Origin of the sequence: Cellulophaga baltica 18 (genome assembly GCF_000468615.2) — a bacterium.
Lineage (GTDB): Bacteria > Bacteroidota > Bacteroidia > Flavobacteriales > Flavobacteriaceae > Cellulophaga > Cellulophaga baltica.
In genome coordinates this window covers 64129-89969 of the sequence record NZ_CP009976.1, presented here as the reverse complement: position 1 = coordinate 89969, position 25841 = coordinate 64129, and the positions used below count along the sequence as shown (strand labels likewise).

The following is a 25841-nucleotide window of genomic DNA, read 5'->3' as shown; positions in this document are numbered from 1 at the left end:
ATGGGTGTCGATGTTTGCTTCTAGCAGTTTCTATCCTTAGTGCTATAGGTAAATGTGCTGATTTGGTTCGTACATATTTCACGCTTTCTATGGTAAACTACTTAGAGTTTGTAACTATGAGTAATACTAAACATATGTGTTCATTTACTGTAATAGTCGTTAGAAAGTATTTTAGTAGCTATTAGCCTCTTTTTCCTAATTCAATAATTTCTAAATCTTTAATCTCTTTACCATCTATTACAAATTGTAACATGGTCCGTACTTGATGAAAACCATGGGTGCCACATGCGCCAGGATTCATATGTAAAAGATTTAATTTCTTATCCCACATTACTTTTAAAATATGAGAATGGCCACTAATAAATAGTTTTGGAGGATTATTTTTAATTTCTTCTCGTATTCTAGGGTTGTATTTGTTTGGGTAACCGCCAATATGCGTCATCCAAACGTCTACCTCTTCACACATAAACCTATTGTCTAGTGGAAACTCCATTTGCGCTAAATGATCATCAATATTCCCATAGACCACTCTAGTTGGTTTTATTTTTTTTAGTTTGTCAGTAACCTCTAAGGTGCCAATATCACCAGCATGCCAAATCTCATCTGCTTTTTTTGCATACTTAAGTATCGTGTCGTCTATGTGGCTATGTGTGTCTGAAAGTAAAAGTATTCGGGTCATTCGTTAAGTTTCTTAATAAATTAAAAAGCATGCAAGTGCGCTTCTGTAGTTGTGATACCTGTAAAGGGGTGAAGAAGTAATATCGTATTTCTTTAGTACCTTTGTAATTCACAAAAATAGCATATTTCATTGAGGTATTTTATTCGTTTTTCCTACTTTGGCAAACAGTATCATGGGTGGCAAAAGCAACCTAATGCCATTACAGTACAAGGGGTATTAGAAGATGCTTTGTCAAAACTATTATCACAAGAAATTATTTTAATGGGAGCGGGTAGAACAGATGCGGGAGTGCATGCAAAAGAATTGTATGCGCATTTTGATTTTGGAGAAATACCTCAGAAAGACAACTTTGTATTTCGATTGAATAGTTTTTTGCCTAAAGATATAGCTGTACAAGATGTTTTTTTAGTGCCAGAAGAAGCACATGCCAGATTTAATGCAGTCTCTAGGACGTATGAATATTGGATTGTACAAGATAAAAATCCATTTTTAATACATCATGCACACTTTATCAAGTATCCTTTAGATGTAAAAAAAATGAATGAAGCCGCCTTACTTTTATTAGACCATACAGATTTTGAGTGTTTTTCTAAAAGCAATACAGAGGTAAATACCTTTAATTGTGATATTACACATGCAGCATGGCGACTTGATGGTGGAGTTCTAATTTTTACTATTACCGCAGATCGGTTTTTGAGGAATATGGTGCGTGCTGTTGTAGGTACCTTGCTTGATGTTGGATTAGGAAAGATAAATATCTCCAGTGTTAAAGCTATATTAAAAAGTAAAGATAGGAGTAATGCAGGGGCTTCAGCACCCGCAAAAGGCTTATATTTGACCTCAGTTTTATACCCAGAAAACATTGTAAAAATCCATGGATAATAAATCAGGAAAAGCATTTGATTTTGTCTTATTTAAAAGATTAGTAAACTATACGAAGCCTTATCGTGTTACTTTCTACGGGGTGGCAATAGCGGCAATATTACTTTCAGGTTTTGCTGTGATGACAGCAATCATTGTTGGTAATATCGTGGATGAGGCTATCACAGAAAAAAACAGTCAGAAATTGTTATATATGACTATGGCCATGCTAGCGGTGCTTATTGGGCAAGTGGTAAGTCAGTTAGGTTTTAACTACTATGCCAATTGGTTAGGAGAATCTGTTATTAAAGATGTAAGAATAGATTTGTTTAAGCGTATGCTAGGCTTTAAGATGAAATATTTTGATAACTCTTCTATTGGTGTTTTGGTTACTAGAGCTGTTGCAGATATGCAACGAATAGGAGAAATCTTTAGTCAAGGCTTTTTTGTGATTGTAGCAGATTTGCTTAAAATGATTGTGGTAGCAGGGGTTATGTTATATCAGAGCTGGAAACTGGCTTTAATAGTTTTTGCTTTAATGCCCATCATCGCTTATGCTACACGGATGTTTCAAAAAGCAATGAAGATTGCATTTACAGAAGTTAGGGCAGAGGTTTCTAATTTAAATTCTTTTGTTCAAGAACGTATAACAGGGATGAAAATAGTACAGCTGTTTAATCGTGAAGAAATTGAAAAAGAGAAGTTTAGAGAGATTAATGAAAAGCATCAAAATGCATGGTTAAAAACAGTGTGGTATAATTCTATTTTCTTTCCTATTGCAGAGATTGTATCTTCCATAGCAATTGGTTTAATTGTTTGGTACGGCGGATTGTTGAATATCGCTAATGTGGGGCCTAGTGAGTACGGGGCTATTTTTGCTTTTATTCTGCTATCAGATATGTTGTTTAGGCCTCTGCGTCAAATTGCAGATAAGTTTAATACTTTACAAATGGGTATGGTAGCGGCTAATAGAGTTTTTAAAATTTTAGATACGGAAAGTCAAATTGAAGATTCGGGCACTATTGAGCAAACAGATATCAAAGGGGCAATTGATTTTAAAGATGTTCGGTTTGGGTATTTAGAAGATGAAGAAGTATTGCATGGCATATCTTTTAGCGTAAAAGCAGGAGAAACCGTAGCTATTGTAGGTGCTACAGGTGCTGGAAAATCTACAATTATCAATCTATTAAATAGGTTTTACGAGATCAACTCAGGAGAAATAGCTATTGATGGTGTTTCTATTAAAGATTTTAAACTAGCATCACTTCGCTCTAAAATAGCGGTAGTATTACAAGATGTTTTTCTCTTTGCAGATACTATTGCCAATAATATTTCACTTAAAAATACAGCCATAACAACAGCGCAGATAGAGGCTGCTGCTAGAGAGATTGGGGTGCATGAATTTATAGCAAGTTTACCAGAAGGATACAATTACAATGTAAAAGAGCGTGGAACGATGCTATCTAGCGGGCAAAGGCAGCTCATAGCATTTTTAAGGGCATATGTAAGCAATCCTAGTATTCTTGTGTTAGATGAAGCAACGTCTTCTGTAGACACCTATTCTGAGCAATTGATACAGAAAGCCACAGATAAAATTACGGAAGGGAGAACTTCAATCATTATAGCGCACAGATTAGCAACGATTAAAAAAGCAGACAAAATTATTGTTATGGATGCTGGTAAAATTGTTGAAATAGGTTCGCACAAAGAACTACTTAAAAAAGGAGGATATTACAACAATCTTTACGAGGCACAATTTTCAATAGAAGAAGCGGTTTAGTACAACATTGCCTGTGCATTTTTAAGGTTTTTGAAAGTATCTGTAAAGAGTGCTAAGTAAATAGCTGCACAAATAATTATCCCTATAAATAGTATTCCGAAAATTACTAGGAACAATAAAAGCTTTAAAAGTATTTGTTTAAATGATAATTGGAATGTCTTTTTATATACATAAGAAAAATACAAAACTAAGGTAATGGCATTGCTCATAGATACATAGTATATCCATTGGCTATTCCATATGCTCATTATATATAAAATGTTGACTAAAATAGACATTTGAGAATAAGCGTATATGTTTATTACAAAATGCTCACTAAGATTAAACTGCTTTTTGTTATAGAAAACTACTCTTGAAATCAAAGAAAGAAAAGGGAGCATTGCCATGTAGAAAATGCTTTGATATTCAATTGAAATGTCCTGAAACTTTTTTCCAAATTCCATTCCAAGTTTCTGAGATTCGTCAGCGTTATCAGTGGCCATTTGTGTAAATTGAAAATCCATGGCTGTAGGAAAAAATTTTTGAACAAGAAAAAAGAAAATACCTCCAAGAAAAACGGCTATGGTGAAATAGGAGATAGGATTCATATATTTTTTTCTGACTCCCTTGATATAACCTACAATGACGACATCAGGGGCTATGAATAGCTTTCCAAAAGTGCGAATAAAGGTGTTGTCAATATTTAAATAGCGTTGAGCAAAATCACCAAATAAATTTTTTATAGTCAATCTATTTCTAATCACTTTCGCGCCACAATCACCGCAAAAATTATGATTTTCTTCTAAAGTAAGGGTGCAGTTTTTGCATTCCATAGTGGTTGGTTGATGTTTTTTTAAGCCCTACATCAGATCTTCTTTGATCATGCTAGAGAGCTCAGTCAGGTCGTTGTAAAGAACAAATTCCCCATTTTTAATATAAGTGATCATGCCGGTTTCTTCACTAACAACAATAGCAAGGGAGTCTGTTTTTTCAGTAATACCAACAGCAGCTCGGTGTCTTAGTCCAAAGCGTAATGGAATATTACGTTCGTTAGAAACAGGCAGTATTACTCGTGTTGCAACAATATAATTACCTTCAATTACGGCAGCACCATCATGCAATGGGCTGTTTTTGTAAAATATGCTTTCAATAATAGGTTGGGTAATTTCAATCTGCATTTTATCACCACTAGTTTTTACGAAATCTAAGGAATTACTTCTTTTGATGATGATAATAGCGCCAGTTTTAGAGGAACTCATTTTATCGCAAGCGCTTATTAAAGAATCTACATCGGTACCTATACTGGTAACTTCTTGTTTTAAAAATTTAAAGTGCTTGATGAAATTACGTTTATTGGCAAAATTGGTAGAACCAATCATCAGTAAAAACTTTCTTATTTCTTGTTGAAAAACAATAATCAATGCAATTAAACCCACTTGCATAAATCCGCCAATTACACTAGAAATCATTTTCATTTCTAAGAGCTCTGTAAGTTTCCAGAAACCCCAGACTAAAACAATACCAATAAAAATATTGATCGCCACAGTGCCGCGAACCAATTTGTATATGTAGTATAACAGCGTAGCGACAAGTAATATGTCTATTAAATCTGTTATTTTAAAATCTAGAAAGCTTAAAAAATCCAAGTGTAAGGGTTTTTGTAAAATTAGGAAAAATTGATGAACAAAATCTAGGTATTTAGATACTTTAATTGCTGTACTATAGCAATGCATTCCGAGGCTTCTTTTACGTCATGAACTCGTAAGATGTTGGCACCCTTTAATAGGGCAATGGTGTTTAAACTAGTAGTTCCGTTTAGTGCATTTTTAGCATCTGTTTTTAGAATTTTGTAAATCATAGATTTTCTACTAATACCTACGAGTAGCGGTTTCTTTGTGTTTTTTAGCAATTCTAATTTTTGCATCAACTCATAATTTTGCGCTATAGTTTTAGAAAAACCAAAGCCAGGATCTATGATTAGATCGTTAATTTTTTTATCATGTGCGGTAGCTATTTTTTCTGAAAAATAGCTCAGTATATCTGTGAGCAGATTGGTATAATTGGTATTTTGTTGCATGTCTTGAGGAGTACCCTTCATATGCATCATTATATAAGGTACTTGGTGTTTTGCCACCACCGACATCATGTTAAGATCTAAATTTCCGGCAGAAATATCATTAATTAAGGCAGCTCCTCCTTGGATACAGGCTTCAGCTACCTTACTTCTAAACGTATCTATAGAGATTTTGCATTCAGGAAATTCTTTAAGTACCAAGGTCACAATAGGAATAATTCTTTTCAATTCTTCTTCTTCATTCACCTGTAATGCGCCTGGTCTAGAACTATATGCACCAATATCAATAAAAGTAGCCCCATCAACCAGCATTTTTTGGACTTGATTGATAATTTCAGTTTCATTTTTGTACTTTCCTCCATCATAAAAAGAATCAGGGGTGCAGTTAAGGACTCCCATTATTTTTGGATCTGTAATATCTATAAGATCTCCCTTACAATTTATGGTCATTTTATTGAGAATTAGTCAAGAATTGCGATAGCACAGCAAGTTTAAACCACTATACTTGAACAATTAAAAATTTTGAACGAAATTTACACAAATTAGAAAGAATACATGCAGAAAACCTCAGAACAATACGATGCTGTAATAGAAATATGTCGCGCTTTGTTTTCTAAAAAGATGAAAGATTATGGTAGTGCATGGCGAATTTTACGATTGCCATCGTTAACAGATCAGATTTTTATTAAGGCACAACGCATCCGTAGTCTTCAAGAGAACGAAGTGCGAAAGGTAGAAGAAGGAGAACAATCTGAGTTTATAGGAATAATCAATTATTCTATAATGGCATTAATCCAAATTGAAAAGGGAATTGCAGATCAACCAGATTTAAGTGTTGAAGAAGCGGTATCTTTATTTGATACTCATGTGAATATAACAAAAACCTTGATGGAAAATAAGAATCATGATTATGGAGAAGCGTGGCGAGAAATGCGCGTAAGCTCCTTAACAGATTTAATTTTGCAGAAATTATTACGCGTGAAACAAATTGAAGACAATAAAGGAAAAACTTTAGTGAGTGAAGGTATTGATGCTAATTACCAAGATATGGTGAATTATGCTGTATTTGCCATGATACACTTAACATCAAATTCTAAATAGTAGCATGAAGTACTTAGTTGGTTTCAGTAGAGTAGTTGTAGGAATATTATTTATAATTAGTGGTTTTATTAAGTTGAATGATCCTGTGGGGTTTTCATTTAAGCTAGAAGAATATTTTAGCTTTGGAGTTCTTAACATGCCCCTCTTTGAGCCGCATGCTTTAAAGATTGCCATTTTTGTGGTAATCGTAGAGGTCTTACTAGGTGTTTTATTGCTTATAGGATTTAGGCAAAGATTTACCATATTCAGTTTGTTAGCAATGATTATTGGTTTTACTTTTCTAACCTTTTATTCTGCATATTTTAATAAAGTAACAGATTGTGGTTGTTTTGGAGATGCCTTAAAATTAACTCCTTGGGAATCCTTTACGAAAGATGTTATTTTGCTAATCTTAATCGTGATAATACTTATAGGGAAACGTTATGTGCTGCCTATTTTTAGTCCTAGTTTCAATAGAATCATTACAGGGGTATCACTAGCAGCATGTGTAATTTTCGTCTATTATGTACTTAATCATTTACCAGCGATAGATTTTAGACCCTATAAAATTGGTGCAAACATAGAAGAAGGCATGTCTGTTCCAGAAGATGCTCCAAAAGCTATATTTGATTATGCTTGGAAGTTCAAAGTAAATGGAGAAGAAAAAGTAATTGTCACTCAAGGAGATTATCCAACGGTAGAAGGGGAGTTTATAGATGTAGAAACTACAGAAGTACAGGCCGGATATGAACCTCCAATTCATGATTTCACCATAGAAAAAGATGGTGTAGATCATGCCTCAGATTTATTACAGGAGCCTAAACTGGTTGTCGTTATTGCCTATGATCTGAATAAGAGTTCCTACAGTGCTTTTGAAGAGGTAAAGGAGCTTACGGATAAGGCAGTAAAAGCGGGCTATAAAGTTATTGGAATGTCAGCATCTAATGAAGATTATACCACCAAATTGCTTAAAGAATATAAGTTAAATTTTGATTTTTACTTTACAGATCAAACTACCTTAAAAACTATTGTACGTTCAAATCCGGGAGTACTTGTTTTAAATAAAGGAACCATCACACAGAAAGTACATTATAACGATTTAGATGCAATAGAATTAGAGTAATACTTAGCGTGCGATAAAAAGAATATAATTAGTCATTAAATAATTGAAAATAGAACAAAATGAGAAGTAAGATAGTTGCAGGGAATTGGAAAATGAACAAGAACGGTGCGGAAACAGAAGCATTATTAGCAGAGCTTTCTGCAAAATTACCAGATACTACAGCAGAAGTAATGGTTGCTCCAACTTTTGTAAACCTTGTTGGTGCAGTGCGTAGTTTAGAATCTTCAACTATTGAAGTTATAGCGCAAAATATGCATTATGCAGAAAACGGCGCATTTACAGGAGAAATTTCTGCAGATATGTTGTTGAATGTAGGTGTAGATACAGTTCTTATTGGACATTCAGAACGAAGAGCCTATTTTGGTGAAACTGATGCTATTTTAGCAAAGAAAGTAGTTGCTGCTTTAGCAAAAAACATGCGTATCATTTTTTGTTTTGGTGAAGAGTTAGAAGACCGTAAATCTGATAATCATTTTAATGTTGTGGCAAGTCAGCTTAAAAATGCCTTATTTTCTTTAGAAGCGAGTGCTTGGAAAAATATTGTTTTAGCATACGAGCCAGTGTGGGCTATTGGAACGGGAGAAACTGCTTCTCCAGAACAAGCTCAAGAAATGCATGCATTTATTCGTAAAACAATTACGGAAGCGTTTGATGCAACAATAGCAAATAACGTGTCTATTTTATATGGCGGTAGTGTTAAGCCAAATAATGCTGTAGAGATTTTTTCTAAACCAGATGTAGATGGTGGCCTTATTGGTGGAGCGGCTTTAGTAGCAGATGATTTTGTTGCGATTATCAAAGCAATCTAACTAATAAGCAGCATAAACAGATCGTAAAACACAAGGGCATTCTTTTAGGATGCCTTTTTATATTATTAAAATATGGAAAAAGAAAATAATTACATAGAATACACTTTCAAGGTAGTACCGATAGATCCGGCTTCAGATATCCTCATTGCAGAATTAGGCGAAGTGCTTTTTGAAAGCTTCTTGGAAACAGAGGAGGGTGTTTTGGCTTACATTAGAAAAGAAGATTGGTCAGCGGGTATTCTCAATGATTTGTCAATTTTGGAAAATGATAATTTTAAAATTACTTATGATTTTAAAGAAATTGAACAAGAAAATTGGAATGCCACTTGGGAACAAAACTTTAATCCAATTCAAGTAGATGAACGCTGTGTAGTACGTGCGCCATTTCATGAAAAACCTGTAGTAGAATATGATATAGTAATTGAACCAAAAATGAGTTTTGGAACAGGGCACCATGAAACTACTCACATGATGTTGCAACATATATTAAACACAAATTTTAAAGGAAAACGTGTGTTAGATATGGGGAGCGGTACAGGGGTTCTAGCTATACTAGCAGCAAAAAGAGAGGCGCGTACTATTGATGCTATAGATATAGATAATTGGTGCTATTTAAATGCCTTAGAAAATGTGGAACGTAACGACTGTAATCATATAAATGTATATGAAGGTGATGTAAATCTTCTAAAGGAGAAGCAGTATGATCTTATTATAGCAAATATTAATAGAAATATTTTATTGGGGGATATTCCAGAATACTCAAAATGTTTAGAAGTGGGTGGCACCTTATTTCTAAGCGGATTCTATTCCGAAGACCTTCCGACAATAACGAGTAAATGTGAAGAACATAACTTAAAATTTGTCTCTAATTTGAATAGAAATAATTGGATTGCTGCCGTTTATCGAAAATGTTAAAATTTTAATAAAATTATCGTTGATTTGTCATATATTGTCGGTGTAATGTATTTATTTTAAGATATGGTTGTATATTTTTTAAACTTATTTAACACATTTAATTATGAAAAAACGCGATTTAACTATTATTGCTATGCTACTTTTAGTGGTGGCTAGCTCATGTGAAAAAGAAAAAGAAAACGATCTTCAAATGCCAGAGGCAAGTGTAGAGAATGTTGATCAAGAAAAGCTATTAGTTACCGATGAGGTAGTGAGTGTTTTTAAGAACAACTACTATAATGTTGACGAAGTTAGTGTTGTAGACTTTATGCTTCCTGACGGTTCTATGGAAGAGCGTTTTCAATTAGAAAATGATATATTATTTTCTGCAGAGCAATTTAAAAGTTTAGCAGAAGTTGATATTAAAAGCGCTAAAAATTACCATACCAGTAATTTAGTTAGCCCAAGAACTTTAACAATTATCGGGTACACGGGAGGACAAAACGCCCTATCTAGTATAGAACGTACTGCATTGCAATATGCTGTTAATAACTACAATGCTTTAAATTTAAGTATTCGTTTTACATTAACATTTGGTACATCTTATCAAGATAAAGATATGGTGGTATATTTAAATCCTAATGAATCAGGTGCTGGAGGTTCAGCAGGTTTTCCTAGTAATGGAAATCCTAATAAATTTGTTCAGATTTACGGTTTAAGTAATTATGACGTAAATGTTATTGAGCATGTAATAACACACGAGATTGGTCATTCTGTTGGTTTCAGACATACAGATTGGTTTAGTCGTCAAAGTTGTGGACAAAATACAAATGAAGGAACTGCAGGAGTAGGTGCAATACCAGTACCAGGAACTCCAGAGGCTTATGATCCTACATCTATTATGTTGGCATGTTTTAGCTCAAACGAAGATGGTGAGTTTAATAACAATGACATTACAGCATTAAACTATCTTTATTAATTAACTAGTTCTTAAGTAAATACATTACAATTTAAAGGTATTCTAATTATTAGAATACCTTTTTTTATACCTTTCTGTGAATGATTATTGGCTATTTTTTAAATAATTTTTAGAGCCGACTTATTAGAATTTGTATCTTAGTGCAAAAATAGATCTATGAGTACGAAGGAAAAGATCTTAGAAGATTTGCTTTTAGAAGAAGAAACAAAGAGACAAAACGAAATTGTCTTATTTAATGATGATGTAAATACCTTTGATCATGTTATAGAAACTTTAATAGGGGTTTGTGATCATACGCCTGAGCAGGCAGAACAATGTTCTATTATAGTGCATCATAACGGAAAATGTACGGTAAAAACTGGTGATTATGAGGATCTTAAGCCTCGGTGCACTAAATTATTACAAGCGGGTCTTAGTGCAGAAATTGTATAAGGACTCTTTCTAATTAGAACATTATCCTTAATTTCCACGACGGCTAGGACTTAAATTATCGCTTTTGAGATATATACAATGCATCACTATATTCTTTTTTACCATAATTAGTCTTGCGCAAGAATTACCTCCCATACATAATTTTTCTCCTACAGCTTACAATGCGGGTAATCAAAATTGGAGCATTTCACAATCAGATGAAAAGTATATCTATGTAGGTAATAACTATGGGTTATTAGCATATAATGGAGCGTCCTGGAAAACGTATGCTTCACCCAATGGCTCTCATATACGTGCAGTTAACGTTGTTGGTGATCGTATTTTTACGGGATGTTACATGGAGTTTGGTTTTTGGTTTAAAGATGATTTTGGAGATTTAACCTATGAATCTTTGAATCCGAAATTATCGACACCCATGATTGAGGATGAGGAGTTTTGGAATATCATTACCTTAGATTCTTATGTTCTCTTCCAGTCCTTGCAGCGCATCTATATTTATAATTTGAAAACGGAAAGTTTTAGCGTGGTCGCTTCCGAGAGTACCAGGGCCAGAATTTTTAAAAACAAATCTGGGGTCTATTTTCAAAAATCAGGAAAGGGACTTTATAAAATTGAAGGAGGGAAAACACTTTTAGCATCTGATCATGGTATTTTGAAATCTAATTTTATAATTGGCATGTTCGATACTTCTTTTGGTACCTTGGTACTTACGGAGAAAGAAGGTTTTTTTCTTTTAAAAGAGGGCGGTGGGGTAGAGAAGTGGAATACGTCTATTAGTAAAGAGTTACAAGAACTCAATATATATAGTAGCGCTCAATTAAAAAACGGTAGCTTTATTTTAGGGACCATTTCAGATGGAGTATACCATGTTAGTAAGTCTGGAGAACTATTAGAAAAAATCAATCAGAAAAAAGGATTGAATGACAATACGATACTTTCTATTTTTGAAGACCTAGACGGCAATGTTTGGTTGGGTTTAAATAACGGTATTAGTGTATTGAATTTTAGCGCTCCTTTCAAAGAATATATCGATACCGTCGGGAAATTAGGAGTGGTTTATACGGCTGCAATTTATGAAGATCACCTATACTTGGGAACTAATCAAGGATTGTTTTATAAACAGAAATCCGGGAATAATGATTTTAAGATTGTGCCGAATACAAACGGTCAAGTTTGGTTTTTAAAAGAAATAGATGGTATTCTTTTTTGTGGTCATAATGCAGGAACTTTTTCTGTAGCGGGTAACCAGGCGACACAAATAGCAACCTTTCCTGGAGCTTGGGATATAAAAAAAATTCCAGGCAATGATTCACTTTTGTTACAGGGTAATTACAACGGACTCAGTATTCTTAAAAAAGAAGGTTCTCAATGGATATTTAGAAATAAAATTGAAGGATTTGATATTTCTAGTCGGTTTTTTGAATTTACCCAAAGTGAAGATATTCTTGTTAATCATGAGTTCAAAGGGGTCTTTAGGCTAACCCTAGATCCTTCTTTTTCTAAAGTTGTTAATGTGGTTGATGCTCCAGTATTAGGTACAGGTGCAAGCTTAGTTGCTTATGAAAAAACTATTTTACATGCTTCAAATAATGGGGTGTTACGTTTTAATGAGAAAAACAAAAACCTAGAAAAAGATTCGCTACTCACCAATCTTTTATTTGAAGCTGAAGAACGTTTAATTGGTATTATAGTTCCAGATGTCAGTGATGACTTATTATGGGCTTTTACGGATAAAAATATTATAGCCTTAGCGGCTAATAAATTTAATGGGCAACCAGAGGTAAAGAAAATAGCAATTCCAAGCTCGTTTAGGAGAAGTTTGGGGGTATTAGGTTTTGAGAACATTAAAAAAATAGGAATAAATACCTATCTAATTGGGATTTCTAATGGATACATCACACTAAATCTTGATAAATTAAGGATTAAGAAGTTTGATATAGGTTTAACAGATGTAGCTAATAAGAATAGCGATTCCATTACGTTACAAAAGGTTTCTTTAAAGAGTATTGATCATACTTTTAAGTATACCTTTAATAATGTATACTTTGAATATAGTGTTCCAAGTTTCGAAAAATACACAGAGGTAAATTATCAATTTCAATTAATAGGCTTATCAGAAGTATGGAGTTCTTGGTCTGAAACTTCTAAAGTTGCTTTTGAAAATCTGCCTTTTGGAGAGTATACCTTTAAAGTAAGGGCAAAAGTTGGTAATGAATTAAGTGAAAATATAGCGAGTTATACCTTTGAGATTTTAAGGCCTTGGTATGTCTCCAATTTAGCAATTTTGATATACGTACTAGTTTTTATTGCTTTAGGGTATTTTGTACATAGGTTGTATCGTAGGTATTATAGAAAGCAACAAGAACAGCTTTTAAAAGAGAATGAGAAGAAGCTAAAGCGAAAGAAAATTAAAGCAGAAAAGAAGCTTATTCAGATTAAAAATGAAAAATTAAATCAAGAAATAGATAATAAAAGTAGAGAGCTTGCCATATCTACAATGAGTATTATCAAAAAGAATGAATTTCTAAATGCTATTAAAACACAATTGCAAGAGAGTAAAACGCCACAACAAGTAAATTCCGTAATTAAAACTATTGATAGGAATATAAATAATGAGGATGATTGGAAATTTTTTGAAGATGCATTTAATAATGCGGACAAAGAATTCTTAAAAAAAATTAAAAGTATACATCCAGATTTAACCCCCAATGATTTAAGGTTGTGCGCTTATCTTCGATTGAATTTATCTTCCAAAGAAATTGCTCCATTGTTAAATATCTCCGTAAGAAGTGTGGAGGTAAAACGCTACCGATTACGTAAAAAAATGGAGCTACCACACGAAATGGGCTTAACAGATTACATCATTAAGCTCTAAGGAACACTACACGTATTTTTTACACTACAACATTACCCATACAAGAGGGGTTTTTAAGACTTCATTAGTATAAAACTATCTTAAGATGGGTAAGGGCTCAAGGCTTACTCTCATTGCTTATATCTCTATTTATGGGATTTTAATTACGATATGTATATTTTTTGTTGTGGTCTGTTATTATAATGATAAAATATGTCTTTATAAATTCGGAATTCTAAAACTCAACATATGAAAAACATATTTTTGTTGCTCGCAGCAATTTTTTTAACCACAACCTCTTGGGCTCAAGATTTTACAGTAAATGGTACTGTAAAGGATGGGAGTATAAATGATGTTTTGCCTGGAGTAAATGTGGTTGTGAAAAATCAAACACGAGGAACTACAACAGATTTTGATGGTAATTTTACTATCGATAAATTAAAAGTAGGAGATGTACTTGTGGTTTCATACATAGGGTATACTACCAAAGAAATCGCAATTAAAGATTCTAATTTTATTACTATTTCTTTAACCGAAGATGTCAGTGCTTTAAATGAGGTGGTAGTTATTGGGTATGGTACTCAAACTAAGAAAGAAATTACAGGAGCTGTAACAGTAATTGGAGCAGAAACTATTGAGCAATTAAAGCCAACTCGTATAGAGCAAGCGCTACAAGGGCAAGTTGCAGGGGTAAATATTACCTCTCAATCTGGTTCTCCGGGTAGTGCATCTAATATTAGGATAAGGGGTGTATCTACAAATGGAAATAACAACCCTTTAATTTTGGTAGATGGTAATGTTATTGAGGATTTAAGTGTTGTAAACCCTGGAGATATTGAAAGTATCAATGTATTGAAAGATGCTACGGCAGGTATTTACGGAGTAAGGGCTGCAAATGGCGTTATTTTGATAACAACAAAAACAGGAAAGAAATCAACCCCGCTACAATTTTCTTATGATACTTATGGAGGTTTTCAAGAAACGACCAGAAGGTTACCTTTATTAAATGCTACGGAATATGGAGTTATTAAAAATGAGGCGGCTGCGGCAAACGGAGAGGCCATTCCATATCCAAATTTAGCACTATTGGGAACAGGTACAGATTGGCAAGATGAGGTCTTTCAAAAAGCGCCTATTTTCAATCATAACTTAACCATTAGTGGAGGTACAGAGAAATCTAGGTATTCTTTTGGCTCTTCCGTTCTTACGCAAGACGGTATTGTCGGAGGATCTAAAGCTAATTTTACGAGGTATAATACAAGATTGAATTTTAATACGGAACTGTTAGACGGTTTAAATTTTAAAGCCAACTTAATCTATACGGGAACATTAAGAAAGACCCTTGCCGAGGGTGGCTTGGGTTCTGTTTTGTTTAATGCACTTAATATTTCACCAATACTTAGTGTTACAGATACAGATGGAAGTTTCACAAGAGCTCTTGGGCATCCAATTGAGGTGATAAACCCATTAGCGCAGTTGCAAAACACTTTTAACAGAACAAAAATTGATAAAATTAGTGGGGTACTCGGTTTAGATTATTCTTTTTTAAACAATTTCAAAGTAACATCTAACTATCAGTGGAACTATTCAGAAGTAGATTATTCTGCCTATTTCCCAATTTCAGATTTTGGAAATGTTGGCAATAATACGGTATTTGACAGAACAAATGCCGCCTACGGAGTATCTAATAAGTTTTATAGAGATTATACTTTTGATGCTTTTATAGATTATGATAAGGTTTTCAATGAGGTTCATGATTTGAAAATTACACTAGGTACTTCAATTTTTAAAACTACTGCAGACGAGTATGGCGGAACTTATGAAGGTGTTACTAATACGACATTATCTGATCCTAGCTTGGAAACGGCCACGGTATTCAATGACTCTTTTGTAGCGCGTTCAAATAGATTATACGATTCTAGGTTACTCTCTTATTTTGCTAGAATGCAGTATAACTATAAAGGAAAATATTTGCTTTCTGCAGTAGTTAGACGAGATGGTTCAACAGCATTTGGTCCAGATAATAAATTTGGATATTTTCCTTCCGGTTCATTAGGTTGGGTAGTATCTGATGAGGATTTTTTCAAGGAGAATAGTGTGATTAATTTTGTGAAACTGAGAGCATCTTATGGAGTCTTAGGTAATGATAGAATACCTGGATTTGGCTTTGTTTCTTTATTATCAGGTGAGGGCACTTATGTGTTTGATAATGAGTTAGTATTTGGACAAGCGGTAGGTAGAGTTTCTAATCCGGAAATACAATGGGAAGAACAAACTACCTTAGATATTGGATTGGATGCAAAACTCTTTAATAATACAATTAATATTACTGCAGACTACTTTAATAAGCAAACAGATAATTTGTTGCTAGTTGTAGAATCTTCTGGAATTTTAGGAACCTCTGCGCCTGGTGCAGGAAACCCTATTGCTAATGCAGGTTCTGTACGTAACAGTGGTTTTGAGTTTGCTATCGGTTATGAAACACCGTACTCGGAAAATTTTAGATTCGGAATCAATTATAATTTCACGTATTTAGAAAATGAAGTATTAAGTGTTGAAAATGGTATAGGCTATGAACAAGGTGGAAGCTTTGGAATTGGTCAATCTGGCGTTTCTCGCATGGAAGCAGGTCTGCCTATAGGGTATTTTTATGGACTTAAGACCGATGGAATTTTTCAAAATCAAGCAGAAATAGATGCACATCCAAGTCAAATAGGTCTTGGTTCTGAAGCAGCTCCCGGAGATATTCGCTTCGTAGATGTAAATGGTGATGGCAGCATAGATTTTGATGACAGTACCAATCTTGGAAATCCGATTCCTGATTTTACAATGGGATTAAACGTTTCATTTGATTACAAAAAATTTGATTTTCAGACGTACATCTTTGCATCCATTGGAAATGATATTGTTAGAAATTATGACAGAAATAATCCAATAACAAATCAATCTGTGTATGCTTTAAATAGATGGACAGGAGAAGGAAGCACCAATGAATATCCAAGAGTAACAAACGGAGCAACTTCTAATATTTTGTTTTCAGATTTTTATGTAGAAGATGGCTCGTTTGTCAGAGCACAAAATATGCAATTAGGATATTCTTTAAATAGTGAGGGTATCAAGGATATTGGAATCAGCAAATTACGATTGTATGTATCTGCCAGTAATGTTTTTACTTTTTCTAAATATAAAGGATTTGATCCATCAGCATCTTCTGGAGATCCAATAGGTTCCGGATTTGATTCAGGATTTTACCCCGTACCACGTACCTACTTATTAGGTTTAAACCTTAAATTTTAATGTAATGATGATAAAAAACACTTTTTTAAAACACGTTATTGCGTTTGCCAGTATTACGATATTTTCTATATCCTGTAGTGATGACTTTGTAAATGTTGAATCAGAAGATGAAAACTCAGAAGATTTTTTCAATTCAGAAGAAGATTATCAATCCGCATTAACGGGGGCTTATGATTTACTTCAATCTACATATCTTAATGTATTGTTAGGGGAAATTGCTTCAGATAATACTTTGGCAGGTGGTGAAAGTGCTACAGATGTAATTGGAATACAACAGATAGATGATATGTTGCACACCTCTTTAAATGTACAGTTAGAAAGTATCTGGGGATGGATGTTTGCTGGCGTTAATCGTGCCAACTATGTTTTGGAGTTTAAAGATAAAACTGATTTTACAGGAAAAGAAGCACTTTTAGCAGAAGCTACCTTTTTAAGGGCTTATTACTATTTTGAGCTAGTGAAATGGTTCGGAGATGTTCCTTTAGCTGTAGATCAACGATTATTATTTGGCGATCAGTATTTGGTGGGAAGAACACCTGTTGCTGAGATATATGCACAAATTGAAATTGATTTACAATATGCAGTAGACAATTTACCGTATACCCAAGCACAAAAAGGTAGAATTACCAAAGGAGCAGCTCAGGCACTCTTGGGAAAAGCATATCTATATCAGGATAAATTTGCTGAAGCAGCAAGCGTTTTAGAAGATTTAATAAATAATGGCCCTTATGATCTTCTAGAAGATTATAGTACCATGTTTGAATTAGATAATGAAAATAATATAGAATCGGTTTTTGAAGTACAGTATACGGATAAAGAAGGAGCTGGCTTTGAGTGCTTACAGTGCAGTGAAGGTAATGTTGCTGTAGGGTTTAATGGAATTAGAAATTATGCTGGTCCTAGTTTTGAATCAGGGTTTAGTTTCAATATCCCAACTCAAGAAGTCTACGATGCATTTGAAGCGGGTGATACCCGTAGAGATATTGCCATATTAAATATAGATGCATGGGCAGAAGAAACCGGTGCAACTTTTGGAACGGGTAATGAGCATACGGGATTTTTTAACAGAAAATACCTTCCAAGGTTAGATGCTGCCGAAGATTCTAATACAGGAGATGCCAACCTTACAAACCCAAATAATTATAGAGCAATACGTTTTGCGGATGTCTTATTAATGGCAGCCGAAGCATTAAATAGAGGAAGCATAAGCGACTCACGTGCGCTTATATATCTAAATAGGGTACGAGAAAGAGCAAATTTAGATGACGTGACCACAACAGGTTCTAGTTTAACGACAGCTATCTACCAAGAGAGAAGAGTAGAATTAGTAGGGGAGGGGCATCGCTTTTTTGATTTAGTAAGAACAGGAAGAGCAGCTGAAGAAATTGATGGATTTCAATCAGGAAAGCATGAATTATTTCCTATTCCATCTATAGAAATAGAATTGTCAGGAAACCGTTGGGAGCAAAATCCAGGATATTAATAAAAAAAAATTGTAAAAATGAAGATTATAAAAAATTTAGTTATTTGCTTTTTAAGCATAATCGCAATTACTGCTTGTACGGATGATGAAGTTTCCTATGCATTTAAAGATGTATCTGCTCCTTCTAATGTTGCAGCGGTATTTGATATATCTAATGACGATACGGGTACGGTAACACTTACGCCTACAGCAGAAGATGTAACAAGTTTTCAAGTATATTTTGGAGACTTAGAAGATGAAACGCCTACAGATGTTGCTCCAGGTGAAGCGGCTTCGCATGTATATGAAGAAGGAGATTATATCATAAGAATTATCGCTTTGAGTGCCTCAGGTCTTACGAGTGAACTTAATAAAAGCATCTCAGTTTCTTTTACACCACCGTCAAATTTATCAGCAGATATTATTGTTAGTAATAATTATGATGTAACTGTTACTCCTTCTGCCGAGGATGCAACTGTTTTTGATGTTTATTTTGGTGAAGCTTTGGAAGAAGAGGCAACTACGATTATGGCAGGCGAAGCGGCTACATATACTTATGCAGCTGCAGGAGAGTACACTATTAGAGTTGTCGCTAAAGGCGCTAGTGCCACCACTATTGAATATGAAGATACTGTGAGTATAAGTGACCCTGTTTCTGCTACTTTAGAAGATTTTATAGGTACTTGGGTACTTGCTTCTGAAGCAGGTTCTTTTGGAGTAGGCCCTGCTATTGGTGATGTTAGTTGGTTTTCATTAGATGCACAAGGGATTGTAGATAGAGCATGTTTTATTGATGACGAGTATGTTTTTGGATCAGGAGGTAGCTTTAATACGATTTTAGGTTCAGAAACCTGGATTGAAGCTTGGCAAGGAGGTACAGATTCTTGTGGAGCTCCTGTAGCACCACATGATGGTTCTAGTGCAGCATCTTATAGTTATGATGATGCCTCTAGTACAATTACCATAACAGGAACTGGAGCATTTATAGCTTTGGCTAAAGGAACTAATGACGGAGAATTAAGCACACCTGCTGATGCTCCAAATTCTATTACGTACAATGTTTCTCTAGCGGAAGATAAAAACACGATGAATGTGTATTTAGAAACAAGTGAGGGTGTCTTCTGGCAGTTTAAATTAGTGAAAAAAGTGGAAGCTCCAATTGTGGGTACATGGAGAATAGCATCTGAGGCAGGTTCTTTCGGAGTGGGCCCAGCTATTGGCGATGTGAGTTGGTTTTCTTTGGATGATCAAGGTATTATAGATCGTGCTTGCTTAATAGATGATGAATATATCTTTGGATCTGATAATAGTTATTCTGTAAATCTAGGGACGGAAACTTGGATTGAAGGCTGGCAAGGTGGTTCTGATTCTTGCGGAACTCCAGTAGCGCCTCATGATGGTACTACATCTGCTACTTATGCTTATAATGAGTCTGCAGGTACTATTACTATAAATGGTATAGGAGCATATATTGCACTTGCGAAAGGAACAAATACAGGCGAATTAGCGGCTCCAGGAGATGCGCCAAGTTCAATTGTCTACAATGCTACATTTATTGATAATAATACGATGAGTGTGGTGATTGAGACAGGAACAGGTTCTGGTGTTTTTTGGCAATTCAAACTTGTAAAAGATTAATAAGAAAAAGCTATTATTATGAAAAATATAAAAATAATTCTATTAGGTGTTTTTGGCTTACTCTTGTTAGGTTGTCAAGAAGATGAACCCGATTTAGATGTTATAGTAGCGCCATCTAACTTGCAAGTTTCTGTTGAGTTAGTGGGTGCAGATGCAGACAATCCAAATGGGGATGGTAGTGGTACTGTAAATTTAACAGCTACAGCAGATGATGCTATCTCTTATCAGTTTGTATATAACGGGAATAGAGAGGCGATACCTTCAGGATCTAAAACCTATAATTTTAGTACCACAGGTTTAAATAATTATTCAGTTGCAGTCATTGCAGTAGGTGCCGCAGGGTTGTCTACAAGCTATATATTAGATCTAGAGGTTTTTGCCTCGTATTCAGCTCCAGAAGATTTGTTGCAAATGTTGGTGGCAGATGGGACTAGAACATGGCGAATTAAAGCAGAATCAGGCGGGCATTTTGGACTTGGGCCTGTAGGAGGAAATATTCCTGCAGAATGGTACAGTGCAACAGCAAATGAAAAATCTGCTACCGGTATGTATGATGATCGTTATATTTTTAATAGCGATGGTAGTTTTACCCATATTACAAATAGCGTGAATGATGATCCATCTGTAGATACTAGCGGAACTATTTTTGGGAGAGTTAATTTAGTTGATGAACTTGGTGCTCATAATGAAGAGGCCAACGGATCGGATATTGAAAACTATCCTTATGCTGATTATTCAAACCAATGGACTCTTTCTGCTCCTGACGGTTTAGAAACCCTTAGTTTGGGAGGTACTGCTTTTTTAGGATATTACACAGGAGGAGACCATAACTACAGAATTTTTAGTAGAACCGCAAATGAAATGATTCTTACCACTGCTGATGGTAATAATGAATTTAACTGGTGGTTTATTTTAACAGCTGATGATGAAGGTGTAGTGCAGGAACCTTCCTCTGTAGATGTTACGTATACAAATTTAATGTGGTCTGATGATTTTGATGTGGATGGAACACCTAATGCTGCCAATTGGACCTATGACATCGGCGCTGGAGGCTGGGGTAATAATGAATCTCAGTACTATACTAATAGCACTGATAATGCTGTTGTTTCTGACGGTACTCTAAAAATTACAGCGAAAGCAGAAACCTTCAGTGGAAGCAATTATACTTCTGCGCGTTTAAAATCTCAAGGACTTTTTGATTTTACATACGGAAGGGTAGATATAAGAGCTAAGTTGCCGCAGGCTGGTGGTACATGGCCAGCCTTGTGGATGTTAGGATCCAACTTTGAAACCGTAGGATGGCCTAATAGCGGAGAAATAGATATCATGGAGCATGTTGGAAATAATTTAAACGTGGTACAATCTGCTATTCATACGCTCTCTAGTTCTGGAAATACGATAAATAAGGGGGAAACCACAGCAACTAATGTCGCTTCAGAGTTTCACGTTTATTCTGTGAACTGGTCTGAAAATGAAATATCTTTCTTAATAGACGATGTTATTTTTTACACGTATAATCCCGCGGTAAAAGATGATCAAACTTGGCCTTTTGATGAAAGTCAGTTCTTAATTATGAATATTGCTATGGGAGGTACACTAGGAGGAACAATAGATTCAGCTTTTACTGAAGATACTATGGAGATAGATTATGTGAGAGTGTACCAATAGTTGAGTTTTAATGCTGGAGTAATTGAGAATTCATAGCTCAATTACTCCTTTTTTTAGTTAAATAAAATACTGTACTATTATAATAAATTAGAACACATGAATTTCAAAGTGATTATTTGTATCGGATTGTTTTGCAATCTAGGCCTGAGTCAAGGAAAAAAGTCAAGTATTGATCAGAAGGTAGATTCGCTACTTTCTATAATGACACTCCAAGAAAAAATTGGTCAGATGAATCAATATAATGGGTTCTGGAATGTTACGGGTCCCGTACCTAAAGACGGCGATGCAGCCAATAAATACGAGCATCTTAAAACCGGCTTGGTAGGGTCTATGTTAAACGTTACTGGGGTTAAGGAAGTTCGTAAAGTTCAAAAAATAGCAGTAGAAGAAACACGGTTAGGGATACCGTTAATTATAGGTTTTGATGTAATACACGGCTATAAAACTATTAGCCCTATTCCTTTAGCAGAAGCTGCAAGTTGGGATCTTGAAGCCATAAGAAAATCATCGGAAGTTGCCGCATCAGAAGCCGCCGCCAGTGGTATTAATTGGACTTTTGCTCCTATGGTAGATATTTCTCGTGATGCACGATGGGGTAGAGTGATGGAAGGAGCAGGTGAGGATCCCTATTTAGGTAGTAAGATTGCTTACGCGCGTGTCAAAGGATTTCAAGGTGATAATCTAGCTTCACCCTTGACCATTGCAGCTACCGCAAAACACTTTGCAGGCTATGGTTTTTCAGAATCGGGCAGAGATTACAATACTGTAGACGTCGGGACATCAACCTTATACAATATTATTTTCCCACCTTTTCAAGCAGCAATTAAAGCAGATGTAAAAACTTTTATGAATTCTTTTAATGAGTTAAATGGTATTCCTGCAACGGGAAATGCATTTTTGCAACGCGATGTATTAAAAAAGGAATGGGATTACAAAGGTTTCATGGTTTCGGATTGGGGCTCTATTAACGAAATGGTTGCTCACGGCTATGCAAAAGACGGAAAGCAAGCAGCAAATTTGGCACTGAATGCTGGTTCTGATATGGATATGGAATCTTATGTGTATGTAAAATATATAGAAGAATTAGTAGCAGAAGGTAAGGTAGATATAGCTAAGATTGATGATGCGGTAAAAAGAATATTGCGTGTTAAGTTTGAATTAGGTCTTTTTGATGATCCTTATTTATATTGCAATACCTCACGAGAAAAAGAGGTAATAGGAAGTAAAGAAAATACAGCGGCAGTATTAGATATTGCTAAGAAGTCTATTGTTCTTTTAAAGAATGAAGGTCAGCTTCTTCCTTTAAAAAAGAAAGGTCTAAAAATGGCTTTAATTGGTCCGTTAGCCGCCGATAAAAATAGTCCTTTAGGTAGCTGGAGAATTGCAGGCGATGATAATACGGCAGTTTCTGTGTTAGAAGGCTTAAAAAAGTATACAGGGAATACTTTAGAACATCAAAAAGGCATAAACTTAACAACAGGAGAGAACAAGTTTATTTTAGAAACGAAGATTAATACTACGGATAGAACTGGAATAAAGGAGGCCGTAGCGGCTGCTAAAAATAAAGATGTTGTAATTATGGTGCTGGGAGAATACGGCTTTCAAACAGGAGAAGCACGTAGCAGAACATCTTTAGATCTCCCGGGCTTACAAGAGGAGTTATTAAAAGAAGTATACGCGGTAAATAAAAATATTGTTTTAGTATTAATGAACGGTAGACCGTTGACAATTAATTGGGCACAAGAACATATCCCAACAATAGTAGAAGCTTGGCATTTAGGCACTCAAAGTGGTAATGCTATTGCTGAGGTACTGTATGGTGCGTACAACCCAAGTGGTAAACTACCGATGACATTCCCTAAAAATGTAGGTCAAATTCCTATTTATTACAATTACAAAAATACAGGACGTCCAACAAGTCCTGGAGGAGATGTTGTTTTTTGGTCGCATTATAGTGATGTGAGTAATGCTCCTTTATACCCGTTTGGTCATGGTTTGAGTTATACTACATTTGAATATAGCAACTTGAGCTTAAGTGCACCAACAATGAAAGAAGAAGAGTCAATTACGGTCTCTTTTACCTTGAAAAATACTGGGAAATACGAGGGTAAAGAAGTAGCGCAGTTGTATATACGAGATCTTTTTGCTAGCGTAACTAGACCTGTAAAAGAGTTAAAAGATTTTAAAATGGTTTCTCTAAAACCCAATGAATCTAAAACGGTGACTTTTAAAATTGATAAAGAGAAACTTCAATTTTATACGGCGAATAACCGATGGGAAACAGAGGCAGGAGATTTTAACGTATTTATAGGAGGTAGTTCTGAGACACAATTAACATCAGATTTTTCGGTAGTAGAATAATATATTTATGAATAATTATATCCGTATTACTATTTTATGCCTGTCTCTCTTTGTGCAAAGTTGCGCGAATAAAAGGGCATTGGTATGGGAAGAAAATTTTGATGGGACTGCTTTAGATGCGAAAGCTTGGAATTATGAATTAGGAGATGGCTGTCCGGAATTATGTGGTTGGGGTAATAATGAAAAGCAAATCTATACACAAACCAACCATACGCTTAAAGATGGTTTTTTGCATATTAATATTAAAAAGGAAGATGAAAAATATACTTCTACCCGGATAACAACAAAAGGGAAAAAAGAATTTAAATATGGAAGAATAGAAACAAGGGCAAAGTTGCCTTTGGCTAAAGGTTTGTGGCCAGCATTTTGGATGTTAGGCTCAAATATTTCTGAAGTAGGTTGGCCTTTGTGTGGAGAGATAGATATACTTGAATACATTGGTAGAAAACCAAATACCATATTTACAACACTTCATTTTGACGAAAAGTTTGGAGATAATGGATATTCCAAAACCACAGAAATCGAAGGAATAGAAGTGGGTTTTCACACGTATGCCGTAGAATGGTCACCTGATAAAATTGCGTTTTTTGTAGATGATGCTAAGATGTTTGAATACAAGCCTGATCACAAAACACCACAAAATTGGCCATTTAATCAACCTTTTTATGTGATTTTGAATACAGCAGTAGGGGGTAATTTAGGAGGAAATGATATTGATGATGACCTATTTCCTCAAGATTTTGTGATTGACTATATTAAGGTCTATAAAAACTAATCAAATCTTAAAGGTACCACCCTTTTCTCTAGGTTACTTTGGAGTGCTGCTTCAATGACACGGATTACTTCCATTCCTTCTTCTGCACTTACAGGAACAGGTTTGTCTGTTCTTATAGCATCATAGATAGCATCATAATACAACATATAATCACCTTTTAAAGAGGTGATTTTTTCTTTTACTACTACCCCGTTTTTTTCGGTATGTAAAATTCCTTTATCGGCTTCGGGTTCTATTCCCCAATGCATAGAATTTGGTATTTTTCCTGCTTGTAAATCTTGCTCTTGCACATCTGCTTTTGTTTTTATAAAAGAACCTTTTGTGCCATGTAAGATGTTTTCAGGCAAAGGTTCACGAACAAAATAACTAGATTTGAGAATGATTCTGTGTGCTGGATAAAAGAGCTTCAAATCAAAATAATCACCTACTTGCGAGTTTGGTCTAAACGCAGCAATATCAGCAAACACGGCATCAGGAGTGCCAAATAATTGTAGCGCTTGGTCTATCAGATGCGACCCTAAATCATATAAGCTTCCAACGGCTCCGGTAGGTACCTCCTTATGCACTTTTTCACTTAATTCTGGCTTATATCTATCGTAATGAAATTCTGCTTCTACGATAGTGCCAAGTACACCACTATCTAAGACCTCTTTTAAACTTAGGAAATCACTGTCATAACGTCTGTTATGATAAACAGCAATCGTTACTTTTTTTTGTTTTGCTAACGCTATTAATTCTTCTGCTTCCGCAACAGTGGCAGTGAATGGTTTTTCAACAATTAGGTTTTTACCAGCAAGAATAGTTTTTTTAGCAAATTCATAGTGGGTAATATTAGGAGTGTTTATCACTACTAATTCTATAGCATCATCCGAGAGTAAATCTTCGAGAGATCTAAACGTTTTTACTAGCGGGTATTTCTCTTGCGCTAAGTTTTTTGTTCGCTCTAAGACACCATACAAGCTAAACTTTGGATTTGCGGCTATAAACGGGGCGTGAAAAACAAGGCCACTCATCCCAAAAGAACATAAGGCAGTAGTAATTGGTTGCATTTCAAAAAAATTATGAATTACCTAAAATATTTTTTTCCTAAAAAAGT

General features: G+C 34.9%; 20 protein-coding genes. 15 read left to right on the top strand and 5 right to left on the bottom strand.

Annotation, left to right across the window (positions count from 1 at the left end; genetic code table 11):
- Nucleotides 1-181: 181 nt before the first annotated feature.
- Nucleotides 182-679, bottom strand: a complete 498-nt coding sequence (locus M666_RS00305) for a metallophosphoesterase family protein (RefSeq protein WP_025614123.1) — start codon at nt 677-679, stop codon at nt 182-184.
- Nucleotides 680-808: 129 nt separating this feature from the next.
- Between M666_RS00305 and truA the strand changes: the two genes are divergently transcribed.
- Both truA and M666_RS00295 read left to right on the top strand, forming a co-directional pair.
- Nucleotides 809-1561, top strand: a complete 753-nt coding sequence (gene truA / locus M666_RS00300) for a tRNA pseudouridine(38-40) synthase TruA (protein WP_029445436.1) — start codon at nt 809-811, stop codon at nt 1559-1561.
- Nucleotides 1554-3320 (top strand): ABC transporter ATP-binding protein, encoded by a 1767-nt coding sequence (locus M666_RS00295; RefSeq protein ID WP_024479501.1) that lies wholly within the window; start codon nt 1554-1556, stop codon nt 3318-3320. The genes truA and M666_RS00295 overlap by 8 nt, the downstream gene beginning before the upstream one ends.
- On the opposite strand, the gene M666_RS00290 is transcribed toward M666_RS00295, so the two are convergent.
- Genes M666_RS00290 through folP form a run of 3 tightly spaced genes read right to left on the bottom strand, consistent with a single transcriptional unit; the run spans nt 3317 to nt 5823 of the window.
- A complete protein-coding gene (locus tag M666_RS00290) occupies nt 3317-4132 on the bottom strand; it encodes a DUF3667 domain-containing protein (protein WP_029445437.1) in 816 nt (271 codons plus the stop codon). The genes M666_RS00295 and M666_RS00290 overlap by 4 nt on opposite strands.
- Before the next feature lie 27 nt (nt 4133-4159).
- Complete coding sequence (locus M666_RS00285; RefSeq protein WP_029445438.1) at nt 4160-4945, bottom strand: diadenylate cyclase; 786 nt, start codon at nt 4943-4945, stop codon at nt 4160-4162.
- A gap of 44 nt (nt 4946-4989) precedes the next feature.
- The gene (gene folP, locus M666_RS00280; RefSeq protein ID WP_029445439.1) at nt 4990-5823 is read right to left on the bottom strand and encodes a dihydropteroate synthase; all 834 of its coding nucleotides are present in this window, start codon (nt 5821-5823) and stop codon (nt 4990-4992) included.
- A gap of 105 nt (nt 5824-5928) precedes the next feature.
- Here folP and M666_RS00275 point away from each other — a divergent pair, with 105 nt between their 5' ends.
- From M666_RS00275 to M666_RS00215, 13 genes are all read left to right on the top strand, one after another.
- Entirely contained in the window at nt 5929-6474 is a 546-nt protein-coding gene (locus tag M666_RS00275; RefSeq protein WP_024479505.1) for a DUF1599 domain-containing protein, read from the top strand.
- 4 nt (nt 6475-6478) lie between these two features.
- Nucleotides 6479-7576 carry a BT_3928 family protein gene (locus tag M666_RS00270; RefSeq protein ID WP_029445440.1) on the top strand — a complete coding sequence of 366 codons (1098 nt, stop codon included), beginning with the start codon at nt 6479-6481 and terminating at the stop codon, nt 7574-7576.
- Nucleotides 7577-7635: 59 nt separating this feature from the next.
- On the top strand, nt 7636-8385 hold the full coding sequence (gene tpiA, locus M666_RS00265) for a triose-phosphate isomerase (protein ID WP_024479507.1): 750 nt from the start codon (nt 7636-7638) through the stop codon (nt 8383-8385).
- Nucleotides 8386-8457: 72 nt separating this feature from the next.
- Nucleotides 8458-9300 carry a 50S ribosomal protein L11 methyltransferase gene (gene prmA / locus M666_RS00260; protein ID WP_029445441.1) on the top strand — a complete coding sequence of 281 codons (843 nt, stop codon included), beginning with the start codon at nt 8458-8460 and terminating at the stop codon, nt 9298-9300.
- A gap of 103 nt (nt 9301-9403) precedes the next feature.
- Nucleotides 9404-10258, top strand: coding sequence for a M57 family metalloprotease (locus tag M666_RS00255; RefSeq protein WP_025614129.1), 855 nt, complete (start codon nt 9404-9406; stop codon nt 10256-10258).
- 156 nt (nt 10259-10414) lie between these two features.
- Nucleotides 10415-10690, top strand: a complete 276-nt coding sequence (locus M666_RS00250; protein ID WP_024479510.1) for an ATP-dependent Clp protease adaptor ClpS — start codon at nt 10415-10417, stop codon at nt 10688-10690.
- A gap of 64 nt (nt 10691-10754) precedes the next feature.
- On the top strand, nt 10755-13565 hold the full coding sequence (locus M666_RS00245; protein ID WP_029445442.1) for a helix-turn-helix and ligand-binding sensor domain-containing protein: 2811 nt from the start codon (nt 10755-10757) through the stop codon (nt 13563-13565).
- Nucleotides 13566-13793: 228 nt separating this feature from the next.
- On the top strand, nt 13794-16841 hold the full coding sequence (locus M666_RS00240; protein WP_029445443.1) for a SusC/RagA family TonB-linked outer membrane protein: 3048 nt from the start codon (nt 13794-13796) through the stop codon (nt 16839-16841).
- A 4-nt stretch (nt 16842-16845) separates the two neighbouring features.
- On the top strand, nt 16846-18324 hold the full coding sequence (locus M666_RS00235) for a RagB/SusD family nutrient uptake outer membrane protein (RefSeq protein ID WP_029445444.1): 1479 nt from the start codon (nt 16846-16848) through the stop codon (nt 18322-18324).
- Between the two features lie 18 nt (nt 18325-18342).
- Nucleotides 18343-19941 (top strand): phage tail protein, encoded by a 1599-nt coding sequence (locus M666_RS19845; protein ID WP_029445445.1) that lies wholly within the window; start codon nt 18343-18345, stop codon nt 19939-19941.
- A gap of 18 nt (nt 19942-19959) precedes the next feature.
- A complete protein-coding gene (locus tag M666_RS00225; RefSeq protein ID WP_034659465.1) occupies nt 19960-21609 on the top strand; it encodes a glycoside hydrolase family 16 protein in 1650 nt (549 codons plus the stop codon).
- A 96-nt stretch (nt 21610-21705) separates the two neighbouring features.
- Nucleotides 21706-23970, top strand: coding sequence for a beta-glucosidase BglX (gene bglX / locus M666_RS00220; RefSeq protein WP_029445447.1), 2265 nt, complete (start codon nt 21706-21708; stop codon nt 23968-23970).
- A 7-nt stretch (nt 23971-23977) separates the two neighbouring features.
- Nucleotides 23978-24745: a glycoside hydrolase family 16 protein gene (locus tag M666_RS00215; protein ID WP_029445448.1), complete on the top strand. Its 768-nt coding sequence runs from the start codon at nt 23978-23980 to the stop codon at nt 24743-24745.
- Here the strand turns inward: M666_RS00215 and M666_RS00210 are convergent.
- Entirely contained in the window at nt 24742-25794 is a 1053-nt protein-coding gene (locus M666_RS00210) for a Gfo/Idh/MocA family oxidoreductase (RefSeq protein ID WP_029445449.1), read from the bottom strand. The genes M666_RS00215 and M666_RS00210 overlap by 4 nt on opposite strands.
- Nucleotides 25795-25841: the final 47 nt, after the last annotated feature.